At 67.9% G+C, this 17,056-nt stretch carries 11 protein-coding genes; 7 read left to right on the top strand and 4 right to left on the bottom strand.

The window, feature by feature from the left end:
- Positions 1-23: 23 nt before the first annotated feature.
- From ACWCPY_RS36830 to ACWCPY_RS36820, 3 genes are all read right to left on the bottom strand, one after another.
- The gene (locus ACWCPY_RS36830) at positions 24-227 is read right to left on the bottom strand and encodes a hypothetical protein (RefSeq protein ID WP_451272546.1); all 204 of its coding nucleotides are present in this window, start codon (positions 225-227) and stop codon (positions 24-26) included.
- A 147-nt stretch (positions 228-374) separates the two neighbouring features.
- Entirely contained in the window at positions 375-1,469 is a 1,095-nt protein-coding gene (locus ACWCPY_RS36825; RefSeq protein ID WP_451272544.1) for a sugar-binding transcriptional regulator, read from the bottom strand.
- 79 nt (positions 1,470-1,548) lie between these two features.
- Positions 1,549-4,878, bottom strand: coding sequence for a right-handed parallel beta-helix repeat-containing protein (locus ACWCPY_RS36820; RefSeq protein ID WP_451272542.1), 3,330 nt, complete (start codon positions 4,876-4,878; stop codon positions 1,549-1,551).
- Positions 4,879-5,084: 206 nt separating this feature from the next.
- Here ACWCPY_RS36820 and ACWCPY_RS36815 point away from each other — a divergent pair, with 206 nt between their 5' ends.
- Positions 5,085-6,278, top strand: a complete 1,194-nt coding sequence (locus ACWCPY_RS36815) for a S8 family serine peptidase (RefSeq protein ID WP_451272540.1) — start codon at positions 5,085-5,087, stop codon at positions 6,276-6,278.
- A 95-nt stretch (positions 6,279-6,373) separates the two neighbouring features.
- Here the strand turns inward: ACWCPY_RS36815 and eccCa are convergent, their stop codons facing one another.
- Positions 6,374-10,360 (bottom strand): type VII secretion protein EccCa, encoded by a 3,987-nt coding sequence (gene eccCa / locus ACWCPY_RS36810; RefSeq protein ID WP_451272572.1) that lies wholly within the window; start codon positions 10,358-10,360, stop codon positions 6,374-6,376.
- Positions 10,361-10,681: 321 nt separating this feature from the next.
- Between eccCa and eccD the strand changes: the two genes are divergently transcribed.
- The 6 genes from eccD to ACWCPY_RS36780 form a co-directional block, all read left to right on the top strand.
- Complete coding sequence (gene eccD / locus ACWCPY_RS36805; protein WP_451272538.1) at positions 10,682-12,082, top strand: type VII secretion integral membrane protein EccD; 1,401 nt, start codon at positions 10,682-10,684, stop codon at positions 12,080-12,082.
- Between the two features lie 14 nt (positions 12,083-12,096).
- Positions 12,097-13,578, top strand: a complete 1,482-nt coding sequence (eccB, locus tag ACWCPY_RS36800) for a type VII secretion protein EccB (protein WP_451272536.1) — start codon at positions 12,097-12,099, stop codon at positions 13,576-13,578.
- Positions 13,579-13,924: 346 nt separating this feature from the next.
- Complete coding sequence (locus tag ACWCPY_RS36795) at positions 13,925-14,275, top strand: hypothetical protein (RefSeq protein WP_451272534.1); 351 nt, start codon at positions 13,925-13,927, stop codon at positions 14,273-14,275.
- Positions 14,276-14,403: 128 nt separating this feature from the next.
- Positions 14,404-14,724: a WXG100 family type VII secretion target gene (locus ACWCPY_RS36790; protein WP_451272532.1), complete on the top strand. Its 321-nt coding sequence runs from the start codon at positions 14,404-14,406 to the stop codon at positions 14,722-14,724.
- 107 nt (positions 14,725-14,831) lie between these two features.
- A complete protein-coding gene (locus tag ACWCPY_RS36785) occupies positions 14,832-15,275 on the top strand; it encodes a type VII secretion system-associated protein (RefSeq protein WP_451272530.1) in 444 nt (147 codons plus the stop codon).
- 47 nt (positions 15,276-15,322) lie between these two features.
- On the top strand, positions 15,323-17,056 hold a 1,734-nt coding region (locus ACWCPY_RS36780; protein WP_451272528.1), incomplete at its 3' end, for an AAWKG family protein.

Raw genomic sequence — 17,056 nt, 5'->3', positions numbered from 1 at the left:
CCGAGGACGCTGAGCAACTGCCTTCAGGGGTGTCCCTGTGCGGCCATGCCGACCGTGTACTCCTGTGCAGCGATCGCGAGCCGACAGTTCAGGGCCAACGGCGGTGCGTAGTAACGGATCCGGTCGGTGTTGAGCAGTTCCAGGAGAGTTTCCTGAAGATCCTCGCCACCGGAATAGCGTGCGGGGAGCGAACGCCGCAAGGCCCGGTCGGTTGGGAACGACGACATCGTCGTTCCCAACCGACCGGGTTCCGCCGTCGGGCATATCGCCAGAGCCAGATCGAATGGGCCGGCCCCCGGATGTCCAACGCTTCCTGCGGCAATGCCACGGTTGCGCCCGGGAACAGCTCGTTCATCCGCCGTCGGCCAGCCGGCTCATCCGAGGCAGGCAGGCTCCGCGAGTCCGATGTGAGAGGTGTCCTGGACAATCTCCGCCGTGTCCGTACGGAATCGCGGACCGAGGTCGGGTTCCCTGCGTGGCTCGCCGGAGGGGGAGCCGACCAGAATATGGAGCGCCGCCGAACTGTCCGTGACGACGCTCGTTAGCAGGCCGGACCTGAGGACGGCGCCGATCGCCTCGGCCTTCTGAATCCCTCCCGCGATGCCGATCACGTTGGGGACGCGGCTGAGCTGTTCGCTTCCGATGGAGATGACGCGGTCGTTCAGCTCGGTGGAGATCAACCTGCCGTCCCTGTCGAACAGTAGAGCCCCCATCTCCGCGACGACGCCGAGATCGCGGTACTGCTCGCGTTCGTCCGTGGTCAGGCTGTCGTAGACGGTGGAGAGGGTGTTCTCCCAGGCGCCGATGGCCATGACCGCCTTGGTGACCCGGTCGAACTGGTCGAGGGATTCAGCGATGCCCGGCTGACAGCGGAGGATGTCAGTGGTGAGTTTGTTGGGCAGGACCAGCGGCGCGTAAATGGGGTAGGCCTTGCCGCCGGATCGGGCCGCGGCCCTGCGGACCGCCTGGACGGAGTCGGCGGTGATGGTTTCCAGCGGGTGGACTCCCGTCAACTGTACGACGGCGCACGGCGGCAGCTTGGTGAACCCCTCAGCCACGGAGCTTACGGCGCGGCCCCATGCGAGGCCGAGCACATCGTCCGGCTCCACCATCTTCGCGATGAGCTGCGCCGCGGTCGGAGCCAGCCACTCGGTGACCGGTTCCGGGCCTCCCGGGTCGTCGGCTGTCGCCTTGACCACGATCGCGTGCTTGAGTCCGAATTGCCGGCGCAGTGCTGTGGACAGCTCGGTGTCGATCTCGGCCGGGACCGTGATACTGATCTCGACGATGCCCTGAGCCACGGCCGCCTCCAGCAGACGGGCGACCTTGAACCGGCTGATGTCGAACTCCTTGGAGATCTCCACCTTGGACTGGTTGTCCAGATAGAACCGTCGGGCGACGGAGGCGGCGAGTAGTACCTCCGTCGGCGGCAGTGGGGGCTGTGAGCTGCTCAAATCTGATCCAGCCATGTCTAACCTCTTCAGTGGCGCACGAGATGACTTTCCGGCGAGGTCCTCATGGAGTCAGACGCAGCTGCCGAGCCCTGGTTCAGTGAACTTCCTGCCGAGGGATGCGGGAGGCCCCGAACGGCAGGTCTGCGGGCAGCAGCAGTTTGAGGTCCTCCACGGTGGGAGCGGCCAGTCCGCCCAGTCGGCCCGCTTGCCGGGTCATCATGTTTTCCAGGAGCTTGCGGGCGAGCCGCGCGTTCCCGAACGAGCGGTCGCGCGGCAGCCCGTCGATGTACGTGTACAGGGACGTGAGCGTCTGGGGGGAGCACTCGTACCCGGAGGCCGCCGCGTGTCCGGTGATAATGGTCACCAGCTCCTCGGTGCTGTAGTCCTCGAACTCCACGAAGCGGGAGAACCGCGAGGCCAGGCCCGGGTTGGAGTCGAGGAAGCGTTGCATCTCCTCGGTGTAGCCCGCCACGATCACCACGGTGTCGTCGCGGTGGTCCTCCATCAGCTTGAGCAAGGTGTCCACGGCCTCGCGGCCGAAGTCGTTGGAGGAGCCCTCGGGGGTGAGGGTGTACGCCTCGTCGATGAACAGCACACCGCCCATGGCGCTGGTGAAGACCTCCTTCGTCAGCTGCGCCGTCTGGCCGACGTACTGTCCGACCAGGTCGGCGCGGGCGACCTCCACCAGCTGGGGGCGGCGCAGCACGCCGAGGGAGTGCAGCAGTTCGGCGTAGAGCCGCGCCACGGTGGTCTTGCCGGTGCCGGGTGGCCCGGTGAACACCAGGTGGTTGCTGATCTTGGGGGTGGGCAGTCCGGCCGCGGCCCGCTGCCGGGCGTTGGACAGCAGATTGACCAGACCGGTCACCTCGTGCTTGACCGATCCGAGGCCCACCATCGCCTCCAGCCTGGCCAGCGGGCTGTCCGTGTCCTGCGTCTCCTGCTCCGTTCCGCGAACGCTCGCCGCCGCCGCATCATCGACGTCCTCGGGGAGCAGCAGCGACAGGTCGCCCTCGCTGGGGTCGGTCATCGCGGCGAGCCGGAACGACTGCCGGTCGATCATCTCCTCGAAGACCCCGCGGGCGGCGCGACCGTTGCCGAACGTCGCGTCTCTCGTCATACCCTCGAAGTGCACGGCGAGCGCCTCGCGCGTGAGCGGTTCGAGTTCGTACTTGTGGTTGGCGCACATGCTCTCGGTAATGGTCACCAGCTCCTCCACCGAGTAGTTGGCGAAGTCGATGGTGCGGGTGAAGCGCGACGCCAGGCCCGGGTTGGCGGAGAGGAAGGACTCCATCTGCTCCGAGTAGCCGGCCGCGACCACGACGACGTCGTCGCGGTGGTCCTCCATCAGCTTGAGCAGGGTGTCCACGGCCTCGCGGCCGAAGTCGTTGGAGGCGGCGCCGCCGGGGGTCAGCGTGTACGCCTCGTCGATGAACAGCACACCGCCGAGCGCGCTGTTGAACGCCTCCGTGGTCTTGATCGCCGTACCGCCGATGAACTGGGCCACCAGATCGGCGCGCGCCACCTCGACCAGATGACCGGTACGCAGGACGCCGAGTGAGGCGAGGATGCTCCCGTAGAGGCGGGCGACTGTCGTCTTGCCGGTGCCGGGTGGTCCCGCGAAGATCAGATGACGGCTCATCGATGCGACGGGCAGGCCGAGCCTCATCCTGCGCTCGGCGAGCTGGTTGAGGTTCACCAGGGTCCGGACCTGGTGTTTGACGTTCTCCAGGCCAACCAGGGACTCCAGTTCGGCGAGCGGCCCCTCGGGCTCGTCCTTGGCGCCGCCGCCGCTGCCGAAGGCCGCCGAGCCCGTGGCATTCTCGCCCCAGGCGTCCTCGGCGCCGTTGTCCACGCTGTTGAGGGCGGTGACCGACAGCCGGTCGCCGGGACGGCTCTGCCTGAGCCCGGCGCCCCGGTTGTCGTGTACGACGCAGCCGTTCAGTGACACGTCGTCCTCGCTGTCGACCCGGATCCCGTCGCCGGTGCTGCCGGTGATCTCGCAACCGGACAGGGCGGCCCGGCCACCGTCCATCACATGGATGCCGTGGACCTTGGCCCCCTCCACCCGGACGCGTTCGAGGGTGATCTCGCCACGTGCCTGAACGGTCACGCCGGAGTCGCCGCTGGCCCCGATCACACAGTCGCGCAGCGTGCTCATGCCGTACTCTCCGACCACGACGCCGGCCTTCGCGGCGGAGCGCAACTCCGAATCGGAAGCCTCCAGTTTCGCGTCGTCCGCGATGTTCAGTGCGGCACCGCCCGCCGACTCGATCTCGCAGTGCTCCAGACGGCCCCGGCCATCGGCCGTCACCTCGATGCCATGCCCGCCGGATCCGCTGACGACCGCGTGCCGCAGCAGCGGGCTAGCGTTGGAGCGAATGGAGATCCCGACCCCGGCGGCGTCCACGACCCGTAGCCGGTCGAACTCCGCCACGGAGCCGTCCGCGAGCAGCACCGCCCCGGACGCGTCGCGGCAGTCGCGCACCACCGTCTCGATGAGGGTGGGGGAGCCGCCCTCGACGACCCGGATCGCGGGCTCCGCCGAGCCGGTGAACTCGCACTCCTCCAGCGTGCCGCGGGAGCGGTCCAGGACGAGTAGCCCGCTGCCCTTCGTCTTGCGCGTACGGCAGTGGCGCAGCAGCGGATCGGCGCCGCCGGAGATCACGATGCCGTTGCCCCCTATCGAGGCGAACTCGCAGTCCTCCAGCTCGGGGCGGGAGACGCTGGTGACGAACAGGCCCACGGAGGCGTCGTGGACGGTGGTGCGCAGCACGTGGGTGGCGCTGTGCCCCTCCAGGGCGATGGCGGGCTTGTCCGTGCCGGATATGTCGCAGTCCTCGACCGTGCCCCCGGACTCGCCGTTGGCCAGAATGCCGTTGCCTCGCGCGCCGCGCACCCGGCAGCCGCGTACCGTGGGCCGCGCCTGCTCGCCGATCACGACGGCGGAGGTGCCGAGGTTCTCGAACTCGCAGTCCTCGATGAAGCTTTCGGACTGCGAGGTGTCCACGATCCCCGCCCCGCCAGGGTTGGTGATCCGGCACCCGCGGGCGGCCAGCGAGCCCGAGCCGCGCATCAGTACGGCCGCCCACCCCGAGCCGGTGACAGTACAGCCGTCCAGGGCCACCTGCCCCATCGGCACGTCCACGACCGGAACATCCTTGTCGTGGCCGCGCAGCACGAGGTCGGTCAGCATGACCGCGTCCGCCAGGAGGCTGATCGCGCCCTCACGACGCGGGCAGATCTCGACGCTTCCCCGCTCGCCGTACCCGACGATGGTGACCCGGTTCCTGATGACCAGGCTCTCGGCGTAGCGCCCGGGCCTGACCCGGATCACCGCTCCGGTGCGCGCCTGGGCCAGCGCCTCACCGATCGTCTGGAAACCGTCTGACCGGTCTGGACCGACCGTGAGCAACTGCCGTGTCACGCGCCTCGAACCTCCTCGATGTCGTGCAGGTATCCGCCGCTCACGTATGCCGGAGCGTGCGATGTGGCGGAGCAGGAACTCGATGTTCCGCCGTCTTTTTCATCTGTCGTCATGTCATGTCCTACCAGGGAAGATGTCCCCAGCGGGCCGCTTCGACGAAGCGATCGCGGGCACATAAGCATAGAAACACGCCTATAGTGCGCGCCATGCCAAGTCGCCTGATTCTTCGACTGCTTGCTGTCGCCACGGCCGCCGCCGCCGTGCTCCCTGCCCTGTCCGGCCCGGCCCTCGCCGACGACGCCATCATCCTGCCCCCCCTCCCCGTACGCCTCGGCGAGGGCAAACCCTGCACCGAGGCGTCGGACAAGACCGCGACGGCGGCCTCTTGGTCGGTACGGGTTCTCGGCCTGACCAAGGCGCACCAGCTCTCCGGAGGTGAGGGTGTGACCGTCGCCGTGGTGGACAGCGGGGTCGGCTCCGGGATTCCGGCGCTCTCCGGACGGGTGAGTGCCCTCGGCGGCGCGGGTAAGGACTGTCTGGGCCACGGCAGTTTCGCCGCCGGACTCATCGCCGCCGCGCCCGAGAAGGGCAACGGGGTCCTCGGGCTCGCCCCGCGGGCCCGCCTCCTCGCCATCAAAGCCACCGACGACCGGGGCGAGCCCAGCGCGCGACAGGTTGCTCAGGGCATACGGGACGCCGCTGAGAGCGGCGCCCAGGTGATCTACGTCGGCGCGACGCTGCGCACGGACCGAACGGAGCTGGCGTCCGCCGTCGAGTACGCCGTCGCACAGGATGCCCTGGTGGTCGCCCCGGCCGCACCGGACGCTGTGCCGAGCGAGAAGCCGGGCGCCGAGAGCAGCGCGCCACTGAGCGGCCCCTACTGGCCCGCCGCCCTGCCTGGGGTGGTCTCCGTGGTCGACTTCGGGCCGGACGGGACACGCCAGCGCAACGCCCCGCCCGCCTACCGGCCGGACCTGGGGGCTCCCGGCAGAGGCATGGTCAGCGTTGGCCCGCGGGGCTCCGGGCACTACATCGGCTCCGGCGCCTCGTTCGCCGCCGCCTGCGCGGCAGGAGCCGCCGCGCTCGTGCGCGCTCACCACCCCGAGATGAAGGCGGCACAGGTCCGACGCCAACTGCTGGAGGCCTCCTACCCGTCCGACATCCCCCGGCTGGATCCGTACGCGGCGATGACCACCGTCCTGCCGGACGCCCGCACCAGCAGCGCGCCGAAGGCTGCGGAGCCCCCGGCGGCTCACCTGCCACCGCCCGCCGACACCGGCCCCCGCACCTGGGCGCTGGCGATCGGCGGCGCGTGCCTGGCCGTGGTGCTGCTGGTCGGCGCCGCAGGCCTGGTGATCCCGCGCGGCCGCGCCAGGAACTGGCTGCCGCCGACCCGCTAGCCCCGCGAACGGGGCCGGGCGCAGCCCCGCAGCCGGGAGGAACGCCGCCGCGAGCGGTCTCTTCCCAGCCACGGGCACAGGCTTGCCGTGCGGCGTCACGAGGTCCCGTCCTCCAGGATGGCCGTCTGAATCTGGACGCTCTTGCGGCGGGCGATCCGCAGCGCCCGGCCCGGGATCAGGGCGCGACCCTTGACGTTGCCGAAGAGGTAACCCTCGCTCGGCGGGCAGGACATCAGCAGGGCCGGAGTGTTGACCTCCTGGAGCCGCCGCATTAGCGACTCGTTCAGACCGCGCCCGGCACCGGCAGAGGAGCGGGCCACCACGATGTGCAGACCGACCTCGTAGCCAAGCGCCAGATGGTCCAGGAGCGGCATGAACGGCTGCGCCATCGGGCCGGAGCCGACCATGTCGTAGTCGTCCGCGAGGATGAACAGCCGCGGGCCGGTCCACCAGTCGCACAGCTTCATCCGAGAAGGGCTGATGTCGGAGCCGGGCACCCGCACCTTGACCGCGCGCGCCGCGCCGTCCACCAACTCCTTGAGGACGTCCAGCGACACGGCGTTCCCCAGCTGGTACTCCTGGGGGACCGACTCCATCAACTGCCGGCGGTAGTCGACGGTGATGATGCGGGCCTCCGCCGGGGTGTACCGGTCGGTGATCCCCTTGGCGATCAACTTCAGCAGATTGGTCTTGCCGCTCTCGCTGTCACCCACCACGATCATGTGCGGGTGCTCCGAGAAGTCGTGCCACACCGGTGCCAGCTCGTTCTCCTCCAGCCCGATCGCGATCCGCAGATCACCCTCCGGGGCGGGCAGTTCGCCGACCTCCACACTGCTGGGCAGCATCCGCACGGGCGGCGCGCTGGACCCGTGCCAGCCCTCATTGACCGCCGCGACCAGGCCGGCGACGCCGTCGGCGAGGTCGTCGGAGTCCTCGACGCCGTCGATGCGCGGCAGCGCGGTGAGGTAGTGCAGTTTCTCGGCGGTCAGCCCCCGGCCGGGACTGCGCGGCACGGTCGCGGCGCGCCGGGAGTCGATGTGCGAGTCCATCGCGTCGCCCATGCGCAGTTCGAGACGGGTGCCCGCCTGGTCGCGGACGGACGCCGACAACTCCACCCACCGGGCCGTGGTGACGATCAGGTGCACGCCGTAGTTGAGCCCGCGTGCGGCGAGCGCATTGAACGTCTGGATGTGCGTGTCGAAGTCCTGGCGCACGGTCGACCATCCGTCGATCACGAGGAACACGTCGCCGTGCGGCTCCTCCGGGAACTCCCCCTCCGCCCGCCGTTTGCGGTAGCTGGTCATGGAGTCGATGCCGTGCTCCAGGAAGAACCGCTCCCGGCCGCTGAGCACGGCGTTCACCTCAGAAATCGTGCGGCCCACCCGCTCGGCGTCCACCCGTGACGCCACCCCGCCCATGTGCGGCAGACCGCTGAGCCCGGCAAGGGATCCGCCGCCGAAGTCCAGGCAGTAGAACTGCACCTCGCGCGGGGTGTGGGTCAGGGCGAGCGCGGTGATCAGCGTCCGCAGCAGCGTGCTCTTGCCGCTCTGCGGGCCGCCGGCGATGGCCACATGACCGCCGGATCCCGCCAGGTCCACCATCATCCCGTCACGTCGCTGGTCGAAAGGCCGGTCCACGATGCCCACGGGGACGGTGAGCCTGCCCCGGGACGGCCAGCCCACCGTGGTCAGCCCGAAACGGGCGTCGGGGGCGAGCGGCGGCAGCAGTTGGTCGAGGGTGGGTGGGAGGCCGAGCGGCGGCAGCCACACCTGGTGAGCGGGCGGCCCGGAGTCCCGCAGCCGGTCCACGGCCACTGACAGCAGGCTCTCGCCGCTCTCCTCCTCCCCGTCCTCCACTTCGGGGACGTCCTGGCCCTCCTCCTGCTCCGTATCGGGGGCGGCTGGCGTTCGCGGCACGACCCAGCCGGACGTCCAAGGCACCACCTGGCTGGCCACCTGAGCCTGCGCCACGGCGCCGCGCCGCTGCACGTACGTCCCCGAGACATAGGCGGCACGGAAGCGCGTGAGGGCATCCACCCCGCTCTTGAGGAAGCCGCTGCCGGGCGTCGCGGGCAGCTCGTAGGCGTCCGGCACGCCCAGCACGCCGCGGCTCTCCATCGCCGAGAAGGTCCGCAGGCCGATGCGGTACGACAGATGGCTCTCCAACTGGTGCATCCGGCCCTCGTCCAGGCGCTGCGAGGCCAGCAGCAGATGCACCCCTAGTGACCGCCCGAGTCGGCCGATCATCACGAACAGCTCCATGAAGTCACGGTGGGCGGAAAGCAGTTCGCTGAACTCGTCCACGACCACGAAGAGGCTCGGCAGCGGCTGCAGCGGTACACCCGACTGCCGGGCTTTCTCGTACTCCAGCGCCGACGTGTAGTTCCCGGCAGAGCGCAACAGCTCCTGCCGACGCATCAGCTCACCGTGCAGGGCGTCCTGCATACGGGAGACCAGCGCCACCTCGTCGGCGAGGTTGGTGATCACCGCCGAGGTGTGCGGCAGCTCGTCCAGGCCCAGGAAGGTCGCCCCGCCCTTGAAGTCGACCAGGACGAAGTTGAGTGTCTCGGACGAGTTCGTCAGTGCCAGGGCCAGCACCAGGGTGCGCAGCAGCTCACTCTTACCGGAGCCGGTCGCTCCGATCAGCATGCCGTGGGGACCCGTGCCGCCCTGCGCGGACTCCTTGATGTCCAGCTCGACCGGGGCGCCCTCCCCGCTGACCGCGATGGGTACCCGCAGCCGCGCACTGCCAGTGAACCGCGGCCACAGCGACGAGGGTTCGTGCCGGTGCAGGTCGGCGATGCCGAGCAGCCTCGTCAACTGCACATCGTCGGAGAACGGCTCGTTCACATCGCCGCCCAGCCCCATCCGGTACGGGGCCACGAGCCGCGCGATGGCCTCCGCGCCGATGAGGCCTAGCCGGTCGGGCGCGCCCAGCAGCGTCGACTGTTCCTTGCGGTCGCGGTCGGTGCGCACCAAGGAAAGTTGCTCGCCCTCCACTTCGAGGCGCAGCGTGGTACGACCGGGCTTCCACGACAGGGCGCCGGTCAGGTCCAGGATGACGGCATTGCGATAGCCGAGCCCGTCGAAGCGGTGACCGCTCGGGACGGTGCTGCCGTCCACCACGACGACTATCAGAGGTTCCTCGCGGCCGGGCAGGGCCTCCGGGTCGCTCGCGGGGCGCTCCTGGAACTCGGCACCGAGCAGGTTCTCCAGCTCGTTGAAGGCCGAGGCGATCAGCCGGGCGGGTCCGGCTCCGTCCTGCTCATGTCGGTGCAGGCTATGCGGCAGCCACTTGGCCCACTCCCACTCCGCCCGCCGCTCGTCGGAGACACACAGCGCGATCCACAGGTCGTCGGGGGAGTGGAAAACGGCGAGCTGGGCCAGCAGCGCCCGGACCACACCGCGGATCCGCTCCTCGTCCCCGCGGAAGAGGACCTTCGACCACGCCTTGAGATAGATCGCGATCGGCTGGTCCGGCACGGTGGAGTACGCCCGCATGAAGCTGCGCAGCGCGTGCGCCGCCAGCGGCTCCAGGTCCTCCACGGGTTTCGTGGACATCGGAGTGAGCGTCATGGCGAGCCGCTGGTCCCCGACACCGACCCGGGCCTCGGCGAAGTCCTCGTCGGTAGGACGGCGCTCCCACAACCTGGTGCTGCGCACCAGTCCGCTCAGCGCCTCGGGCGGTGGATGCCGCCAGGACAGCGCTCGCTGCTGCTCGGCGACGGCACCCCGTACCTTGCGCCGGGTCTGCGCCAGGTACCGCAGATAGTCACGGCGCTCGCCCTTGAGTCGCTCCTTGCGCTCACCATTGCGGCGCATGACCTGACCCAGCATCATGCCTGCTGCGGAGAGCACCATCAGGCCGATGGCCAGATACATGAAGCCGCCACTGGACTTGGACATCCCGGGCCGCATGAACATCATCATCATCGACATCGACATCAGCCCCATGGGCAGATAGGTCCATACCGCGGAGCTGTCGGGGACGACCTCGGGAAGGGTGGGCGGCTCCTGGAGGCTCAGCTCCCCCGACGGCATCGGCGGCCCGTGCCGACGCGCGGGCCGACGGAAAAGGATCACACTCAACTTAGAGCCTCCTCGGTGAGGAACGGGCGTCAGGATCGAGAAATTCTCGGGGAAAGCTTCCGCTGGCGCGTACGCGAAAGGCCATCCGAATATCGTGCGAAAAGCAGCACAAACTCGCGGTGCGTCGAAATGAAGAAATAGTCCGCGGTAACCCAGATTTTTTCGCTCGGAAGTTGCCAAGGGCTGCGCGGCAGCGTAAAACTTTTCGCGCGTGCCCGTTCTTCGAGTCCGGCCCTTTTTCGTGCAGCCGATCGAACTACACGCCCGACATTCCAGCCACCGCACGTACGCGGTCTTGCCAGGAAGCCGAAACCCATGACTGACAAACAGGCGGCAAACTTGTGCCGCCTCACCGTCCGCGCCCCCGCAAAGACGATCGACTTGGCCGTACCCGCCGACGTACCCGTGGCCGACCTGTTGCCCACTGTGATCGGCTACGGGGGAGACGACCTCGAAGAGGCCGGGTTGGAGCACGACGGATGGGTGCTCCAACGGCTCGGCGGATCGCCACTCGACCCCGAGAGTACCCTGGACTCCCTCGCCTTGCGTGACGGTGAGGTGCTCTTTCTCCGGCCACGCAGCGAGTCGTTGCCCGAAGTGCACCTCGATGACCTGGTCGACGGCATATCCACCACCATGCGGCAGCGCCCGCACGGTTGGAGCATCGACATCAGCCGCCGACTGCTGCGCGGGCTGTTCGTCGTCGCCCTCGTGCTCGGCCTCGTCGTCCTCGCCGTCCCCGGAGCCCCGGCATGGCTGCGGTCCCTGGCCGCCGCCCTTGCCGGGCTGCTGCTCGTGGCCGGAGCGGGCTCGGCCAGCCGGGCCGTGGGGGACAAAGGCGCCGGCGCGGCCCTCGGCTTCATGGTCGCCCCCTACTTCGCGCTGGCCGGCTGGCTGTTGCCCGGAGGGGAACTGACCGGGCCCGAGGCGCACGCCGTGTTCGGCGCCAGGCTGCTGGCCGCGTCAGCGGCGGCAGCCGGCGGTGCCGTCCTATCGCTGGCGGCCGTGGGCCTGTATCCGACGCTGTTCCTGGGCGTCGCCACGACCGCCGCGGCCGGAACGCTCGGAGGCACGGTGATCATCATCTGGGAGCTGGAACCTGGGCAGACCGCGAGCGTGATCGCACTGGTGGCTGTCCTCTTCGGCGGGTTCGTCCCCTCCCTGGCGTTCCGGCTCTCCGGGATGCGGATGCCTCCACTCCCCACCAACGCCCAGCAGTTGCAGGAAGGCATCGATCCCTACCCCACGGGCGAAGTCGAGACGCGCACCGTGATCGCGGACGGCTGGATGACTGCCTTCTACGGAAGTGCCGGACTGATCTGCTTGTCCTGCCTGACAGCCATGGCCTACCGTCCCGAACTTCCCGAGATCTGGACCATGATCGTGCTCTCGCTGCTGCTGCTCCTGCACAGCCGCGGTCTCGGGAACATCTGGCAGCGCCTCGCGCTCACCGCGGCGGGGGCCTGGGGCGTCGCACTCCTGCTGATCGTCTCCGCGCTCGGCCTTAGCCCCGGCGACCGGCTCATCCTGACGGCTGGTCTGCTCGGACTGACGGCGTCGATCGCCATTGCCTCGTGGACGGTCCCGGGACGGCGGCTGGTGCCGTACTGGGGCCGCGCGGCCGAAATGCTGCACTTCGCGGCAGGGCTCGCGATGCTGCCGCTCACGCTCTGGTCACTGGGCGTCTACGGCGACCTTCGCGGTCTCAACGGCTGATCGGGAGGCGTCAGATGCAGACCAAACGCGACCAAGCCCAGGCACACCTGTTCGTCATGGGGAGGCTGGCCTCGGCGATGCTGCGCTCCGAGCCGGACGCCCCGGAGAGCCCCTCGGGCCGGACCAACCGCAGCATGGCCATCAGTGTGATCATCGCCCTGGTCCTGTGTGCGGGGGCGTACGTCGTCGGGCTTCTCAAGCCGGGCGGCAACACCTCATGGCGCACAGGCGAAGCACTCATCGTCAGCAAGGAGACCGGAACCCGTTACCTCTACCTGGACGGCCGCCTGCGCCCCGTGCGCAACTACGCCTCCGCCTTGCTGCTGGCACAGAGCGAGTTGAAGACCACGACCGTGAGCGACGTGTCGCTCAAGGGGGAACCGCACGGTGCGCCCATCGGCATCCCCGGTGCACCTGACACCCTGCCCTCGCCCAGAGATGTGGATGGCAGCCCTTGGCTGGTCTGCTCCGGCCTGGCGGTGGGCAGCGGGGGCGCCGTGACCACAGCCACAGTGCTGGCCGTCGGCGGCCCCGGCGACACCGGCGTCAGCGGTGCGCGCACGCTGGACGGCAAGGAATCCGTGCTGGTCGAGGCGCAGGACAAGACCGCGTACCTGATCTGGCGAGGCACCCGGCTGCGCCTGGACGACAAGGCGGAGGCCGTCAAGGCGCTGGGCTACGGCTCGGTGACGCCTCGTCCGGTTTCCACTTCGTTCCTGAACGCTCTTCCCGTGGGGCCGGACCTGTCGCCTCCCGACGTGCCCGGCAGGGGAGAACCGGGGCCGGAGCTGGGCGGGCGCGCGACCCGGATCGGGCAGGTCTTCCGGGTGGAGGTGCCCGGCGCCACTCCTCGCTACCACCTGCTGACCAAGGAGGGGCTCGTGCCCCTGACTGCCACGGGCGCCGCGCTGGTGCTCGGGGACCCACAGACCCGGGCTAAGGCGTACGGAGGCGGCGCGGCAACGGTTGCCGACCTCGGTGCCGACGGGCTGACCGGCCGCCTGGCACCGGCGTCGGCCGCGGGGCGGGAGGCCGGGCAGAAGCTGCCGGACACCCCGCCGAAGGCTGTCGACGTGGCGGCCGGTCACCTCGCCTGCGGGCAGGTCGACGGTGCCGCAAGCGGCCCGAGAACCAGCTCGCTCGTGCTCCCGGAGGACGCCCTCGGACTGCCCGTGCAGAACCCCCCGAGGGATGTGGAGCCGGCTTGCCTGAAGGCCGACGCCGTCACCGTGCGGCCCGGAAAGGGCGCGCTGGTACGGGCGTTGGGGGCCGGCGGGAATGTTCTGGGCGACACCACATATCTGGTGACCGACTCGGGAGTGAAGTACCGGCTGCCGACGCCGGAGGCCGTCAAGGCCCTCGGCTACACACAGACCCAGCCACAGGCACTCCCCGCGCCGCTGCTGGCACTGCTGCCGACCGGCCCCGACCTCGACGCGGAATCCGCGTCCAAGGGAGAGGGAATCGTCACCACTCAGTGCAAAACCGAAAAATAGGACCCCCGGGTGACGGTTACTTTGCCAAAACTTGGGGTTTACTGACGGTGGCGGTGTCGTCATCGATCGTCGTGGCCGTGGGGCCTATGTCCCCAATGTCCGACTGAATTCACGACACCGCTCAAGTGAGCAGACCCGAATTTCAATTTTGCTCAACTGAGCATTGACGGATTCCTTTTGTAATGCCTTGCTGCTCCCTGCTCCGTTGCTCAGGGCGGCGTTTCCTGCTTACGATCCAACTCCACGCCAACTACCACCCGCTGCCCGCTCAGAAGGCCGCGCTGGTGCATTGGTCAGGCCGTGGAATCCAGTGGAATTCAATCGAAAGGGAAATGAGGGTCAGCGCATGACCATGCAGCAGTCAGAAGAACGCGCGACGCGCAACGGAATCATGTCGCTTGAGCAGGCTTACAGCGGCGTGCTGAGGTGCCAGCAAGACGTCCAGGGAACGAGGGCGAACCTCTCCTCCGGGTACGGAGGCTCCGACGGCGGGTCCTACGGCAATCTCCTGGACCAGTGGGACCGGAACGTTGACACCATCCTGGCCAACCTCGACCGCATGGTCGACGAACTCAACACCACCCTGCAGGAGCACGGATTGACGCAGGGCTCCGCGAGCGACTCGATCGACGCCGAGTTCGCCCGCTCCACCGCTGTGTTCGACGAACTCAACCCGGGGGCCAACCACTCATCCTGACGCTCCGGCTCACTCCGTCTTCCTGACCCGCCCACCGGGAAGACGTCCCCGCAGTAATACGCCGGCCGCTGCCCCGCCCACTGGCAGTCGCCATCCCTAACCAGCAACAGGTGTGAATCGAGGAACCAATGGACAACAGCGACGGCTACATCTACGTCGACTACCGCCACACGGAAAACGCGGCCGACGACATGATCTCCCAGACCCAGGCGATCATGAGCATCCTGGCCAACCTGGACATGGAGATCACCGAACTCCGCAATAGCTGGATCGGTGACGACGGAGAGGTCTACAAGCAGGTGCAGGCCAACTGGAACGCAGCCCTGGAAAACATGAAGACCCTGCTGTCCAGTCACTCGTCCCTGCTGACCGGAATCTCCGACAACTACCGGTACACCGAGCAGAACCTCGCGCAGCGGTGGGGTGACATCCGGATCGGGAGCCGCTGACCCTGTCAGAGCTCCGCCTCCGCCGCCGAGTCCTTTGCCGTGCCGGGCGAGGCCGGCGGCGCAGGTAAATTCCGGGGAAAACCACCGGACACCCGAAAGGAAGTCACATGGCCTCATCAGCCACTGTCCTCAGCAGTCCATGGCTGAGGGCTTTCATCAAAGAACACGTCGTGGAGTTCCGTGCCATCGTGGACAAGATGCTCAAGGACGGTCCCGACGGACTGTCGGTGGATTCGCTGAGTAACGGGAGCGTTACTGACACCACGATCATGTCCAAACGCCCGCTGATCCTCGGTCTCATGGCTGGTGACGCCGACATGGTCGGCGGCGCCGCTCTGAACCAGGGCGTCCAGAAATCGGCAACGGCGATCAGCGAGATCCTCAAGGATCACCAGATCCTCTTCGCGGATCTGGAAGAGGCGCTCTGGGAAACGATCAAGAAACTGACAGATACCCAGAAGAAGAGCCTCGATCAGATCTCGGCCGACGACTTCCTCGACATCTTCGATGATGTCGACAGCGACACCGGCGGCGCCAAGACCGAGAAGTAGCAGCCCGAAGACGCCTCTTCCTCCCCTTCACCCAGCGGAGCTCAGTGATGCCCGAACCGAGCATGAACAATGACGATTACTGGAAAAAGGCAGTCGACATGCTCACCGGCTATGTGTTGCCGGATCGGAAGAAACTGTTCGACGACCTGAAGGGAAACGAAGGCATTCCGCTGATGCACGTGCGAATGCCGCACACGGATTCCAGGTTCTCACCCGGCTTCGTGTCCGGCGGTGGATGGCGGTATAACAACACTGACTACGTCATACCGTTCTTCAACATTCCGAAGAGCTGGGAGAGCGATCCCGGAGCGGGCTACACCTTGGACAGGTGGTGGGTCTACATCACCATTTTGGGCACTGTTGGCGGCGAGAATCACCTGCCGCCGAGCGGGGAGGACAACTGGGCCGGAACCGAGAGCACGAGCGAGTACCTTAAAAGCACGGGCCGCTATAACAAAGAGGGCGAGTACATCAAGTGGAACACTCGTCCGCTGGCCCAGTACGCCCGTGGCTCGGCGAACGCCCTTTCTCAGATCGTCTACTACCCCTACAACACCCGCGGCTTCAACGACCGTGGCCTGGGTGTGGACGACAGCGCATACGTCGACCTGCTCTCCTTCACCGAGGCAGGCAGAGCGTTCGATCGGGCGGTCAACTTCTTCGAGGACGGCGCCGAGCGCATGAAGGAGTGGGACGGTAAGGAGATCGGGGACGGGAGCGACACCTGGAGTGGCACCGGCGCCAGCCTCTTCAAGCACCTCATCCACAAGCTCCGAAAAAACTACGAGGGCTACACCGAGCAGCTCTATGGCGGTGCGAGTCATGGCACCGAGGTGTCCCTCGACGGGTACCCGCTCAGCTCGAAGCCGGCCCGCGCCCTGGCCTACGCACAATCCGTGATCCGCCTGGAGGCGGAGAATCTTTACAACACCTGGCTCGCTTGGAAGGAGACCAGCTCCCCGCAGCGCTGGCTCTACGACCTCCTGCAGGAGGCGCGCTTCGGGCTGTTCGACAACCAGTACGACCACACCGATATCGACGAGCAGAGCTACATCTCGACCGCGGGCTTTCGGCAGATGATCACCATCGAGGGCAAGGACTACGGTGCGCCCTCCGACCTCAACACCTGGAAGGCGATCGGTGAGGAAGCCGTCCGCCGCTGGGACCACCACGCGCAGGAATGGCTGAGCGCGGCGGGCGCTGAGTCCATCGCGCGCATCAACGAGGCGCTGCGTGATGTGGTCAAGGCGTTCGACGACAAACTGAGCGACCGTGACCACCAGTCCCTCAGTGAGATCGCCAACAAGGAGCAGGCGAACAAAGATCGCAAGCAGAACGAAAAGGACCGCAAGCAGAACGAAGAGGACCGCAAGAAGGCCGAGAAGGACCGGGACGAGGCCAAGAAGCAGAACGACAAGGACCGTAAGCAGGCCGAGAAGGACCGGGACGAGGCCAAGAAGCAGAACGAAGAGGATCGTAAGCAGGCCGAGAAGGACCGGGACGAGGCCAAGAAGCAGAACGACAAGGACCGGGCGCAGGCGCGCAAGGACCAGGACGAGGCCCGGGCCAAGAATGACCAGGACCGGGCGCAGGCGCGCAAGGACCAGGACGAGGCCCGGGCCAAGAATGACAAGGACCGGGCGCGGGCGGAGCAGGACCGGGACGAGGCCCGTCAGCAGAATGAGAAGGACCGGGCGCAGGCGCGCAAGGACCAGGACGAGGCCCGGGCCAAGAATGACAAGGACCGGGCGCGGGCGGAGCAGGACCGGGACGAGGCCCGT

The sequence above is a fragment of the Streptomyces sp. NPDC002403 genome (assembly GCF_053593015.1).
Note: the sequence above shows the minus strand (reverse complement) of the source record. Positions and strands in the feature narration are given on the sequence as shown.

Excerpts from the sequence above, each read along its gene's own strand:
- ACWCPY_RS36830 (WP_451272546.1), bottom strand. The coding sequence starts at position 227 with ATGTCGTCGTTCCCAACCGACCGGGCCTTGCGGCGTTCGCTCCCCGCA.
- ACWCPY_RS36825 (WP_451272544.1), bottom strand. The coding sequence starts at position 1,469 with ATGGCTGGATCAGATTTGAGCAGCTCACAGCCCCCACTGCCGCCGACG.
- ACWCPY_RS36815 (WP_451272540.1), top strand. The coding sequence starts at position 5,085 with ATGCCAAGTCGCCTGATTCTTCGACTGCTTGCTGTCGCCACGGCCGCC.
- eccD (WP_451272538.1), top strand. The coding sequence starts at position 10,682 with ATGACTGACAAACAGGCGGCAAACTTGTGCCGCCTCACCGTCCGCGCC.
- eccB (WP_451272536.1), top strand. The coding sequence starts at position 12,097 with ATGCAGACCAAACGCGACCAAGCCCAGGCACACCTGTTCGTCATGGGG.
- ACWCPY_RS36795 (WP_451272534.1), top strand. The coding sequence starts at position 13,925 with ATGACCATGCAGCAGTCAGAAGAACGCGCGACGCGCAACGGAATCATG.
- ACWCPY_RS36790 (WP_451272532.1), top strand. The coding sequence starts at position 14,404 with ATGGACAACAGCGACGGCTACATCTACGTCGACTACCGCCACACGGAA.
- ACWCPY_RS36785 (WP_451272530.1), top strand. The coding sequence starts at position 14,832 with ATGGCCTCATCAGCCACTGTCCTCAGCAGTCCATGGCTGAGGGCTTTC.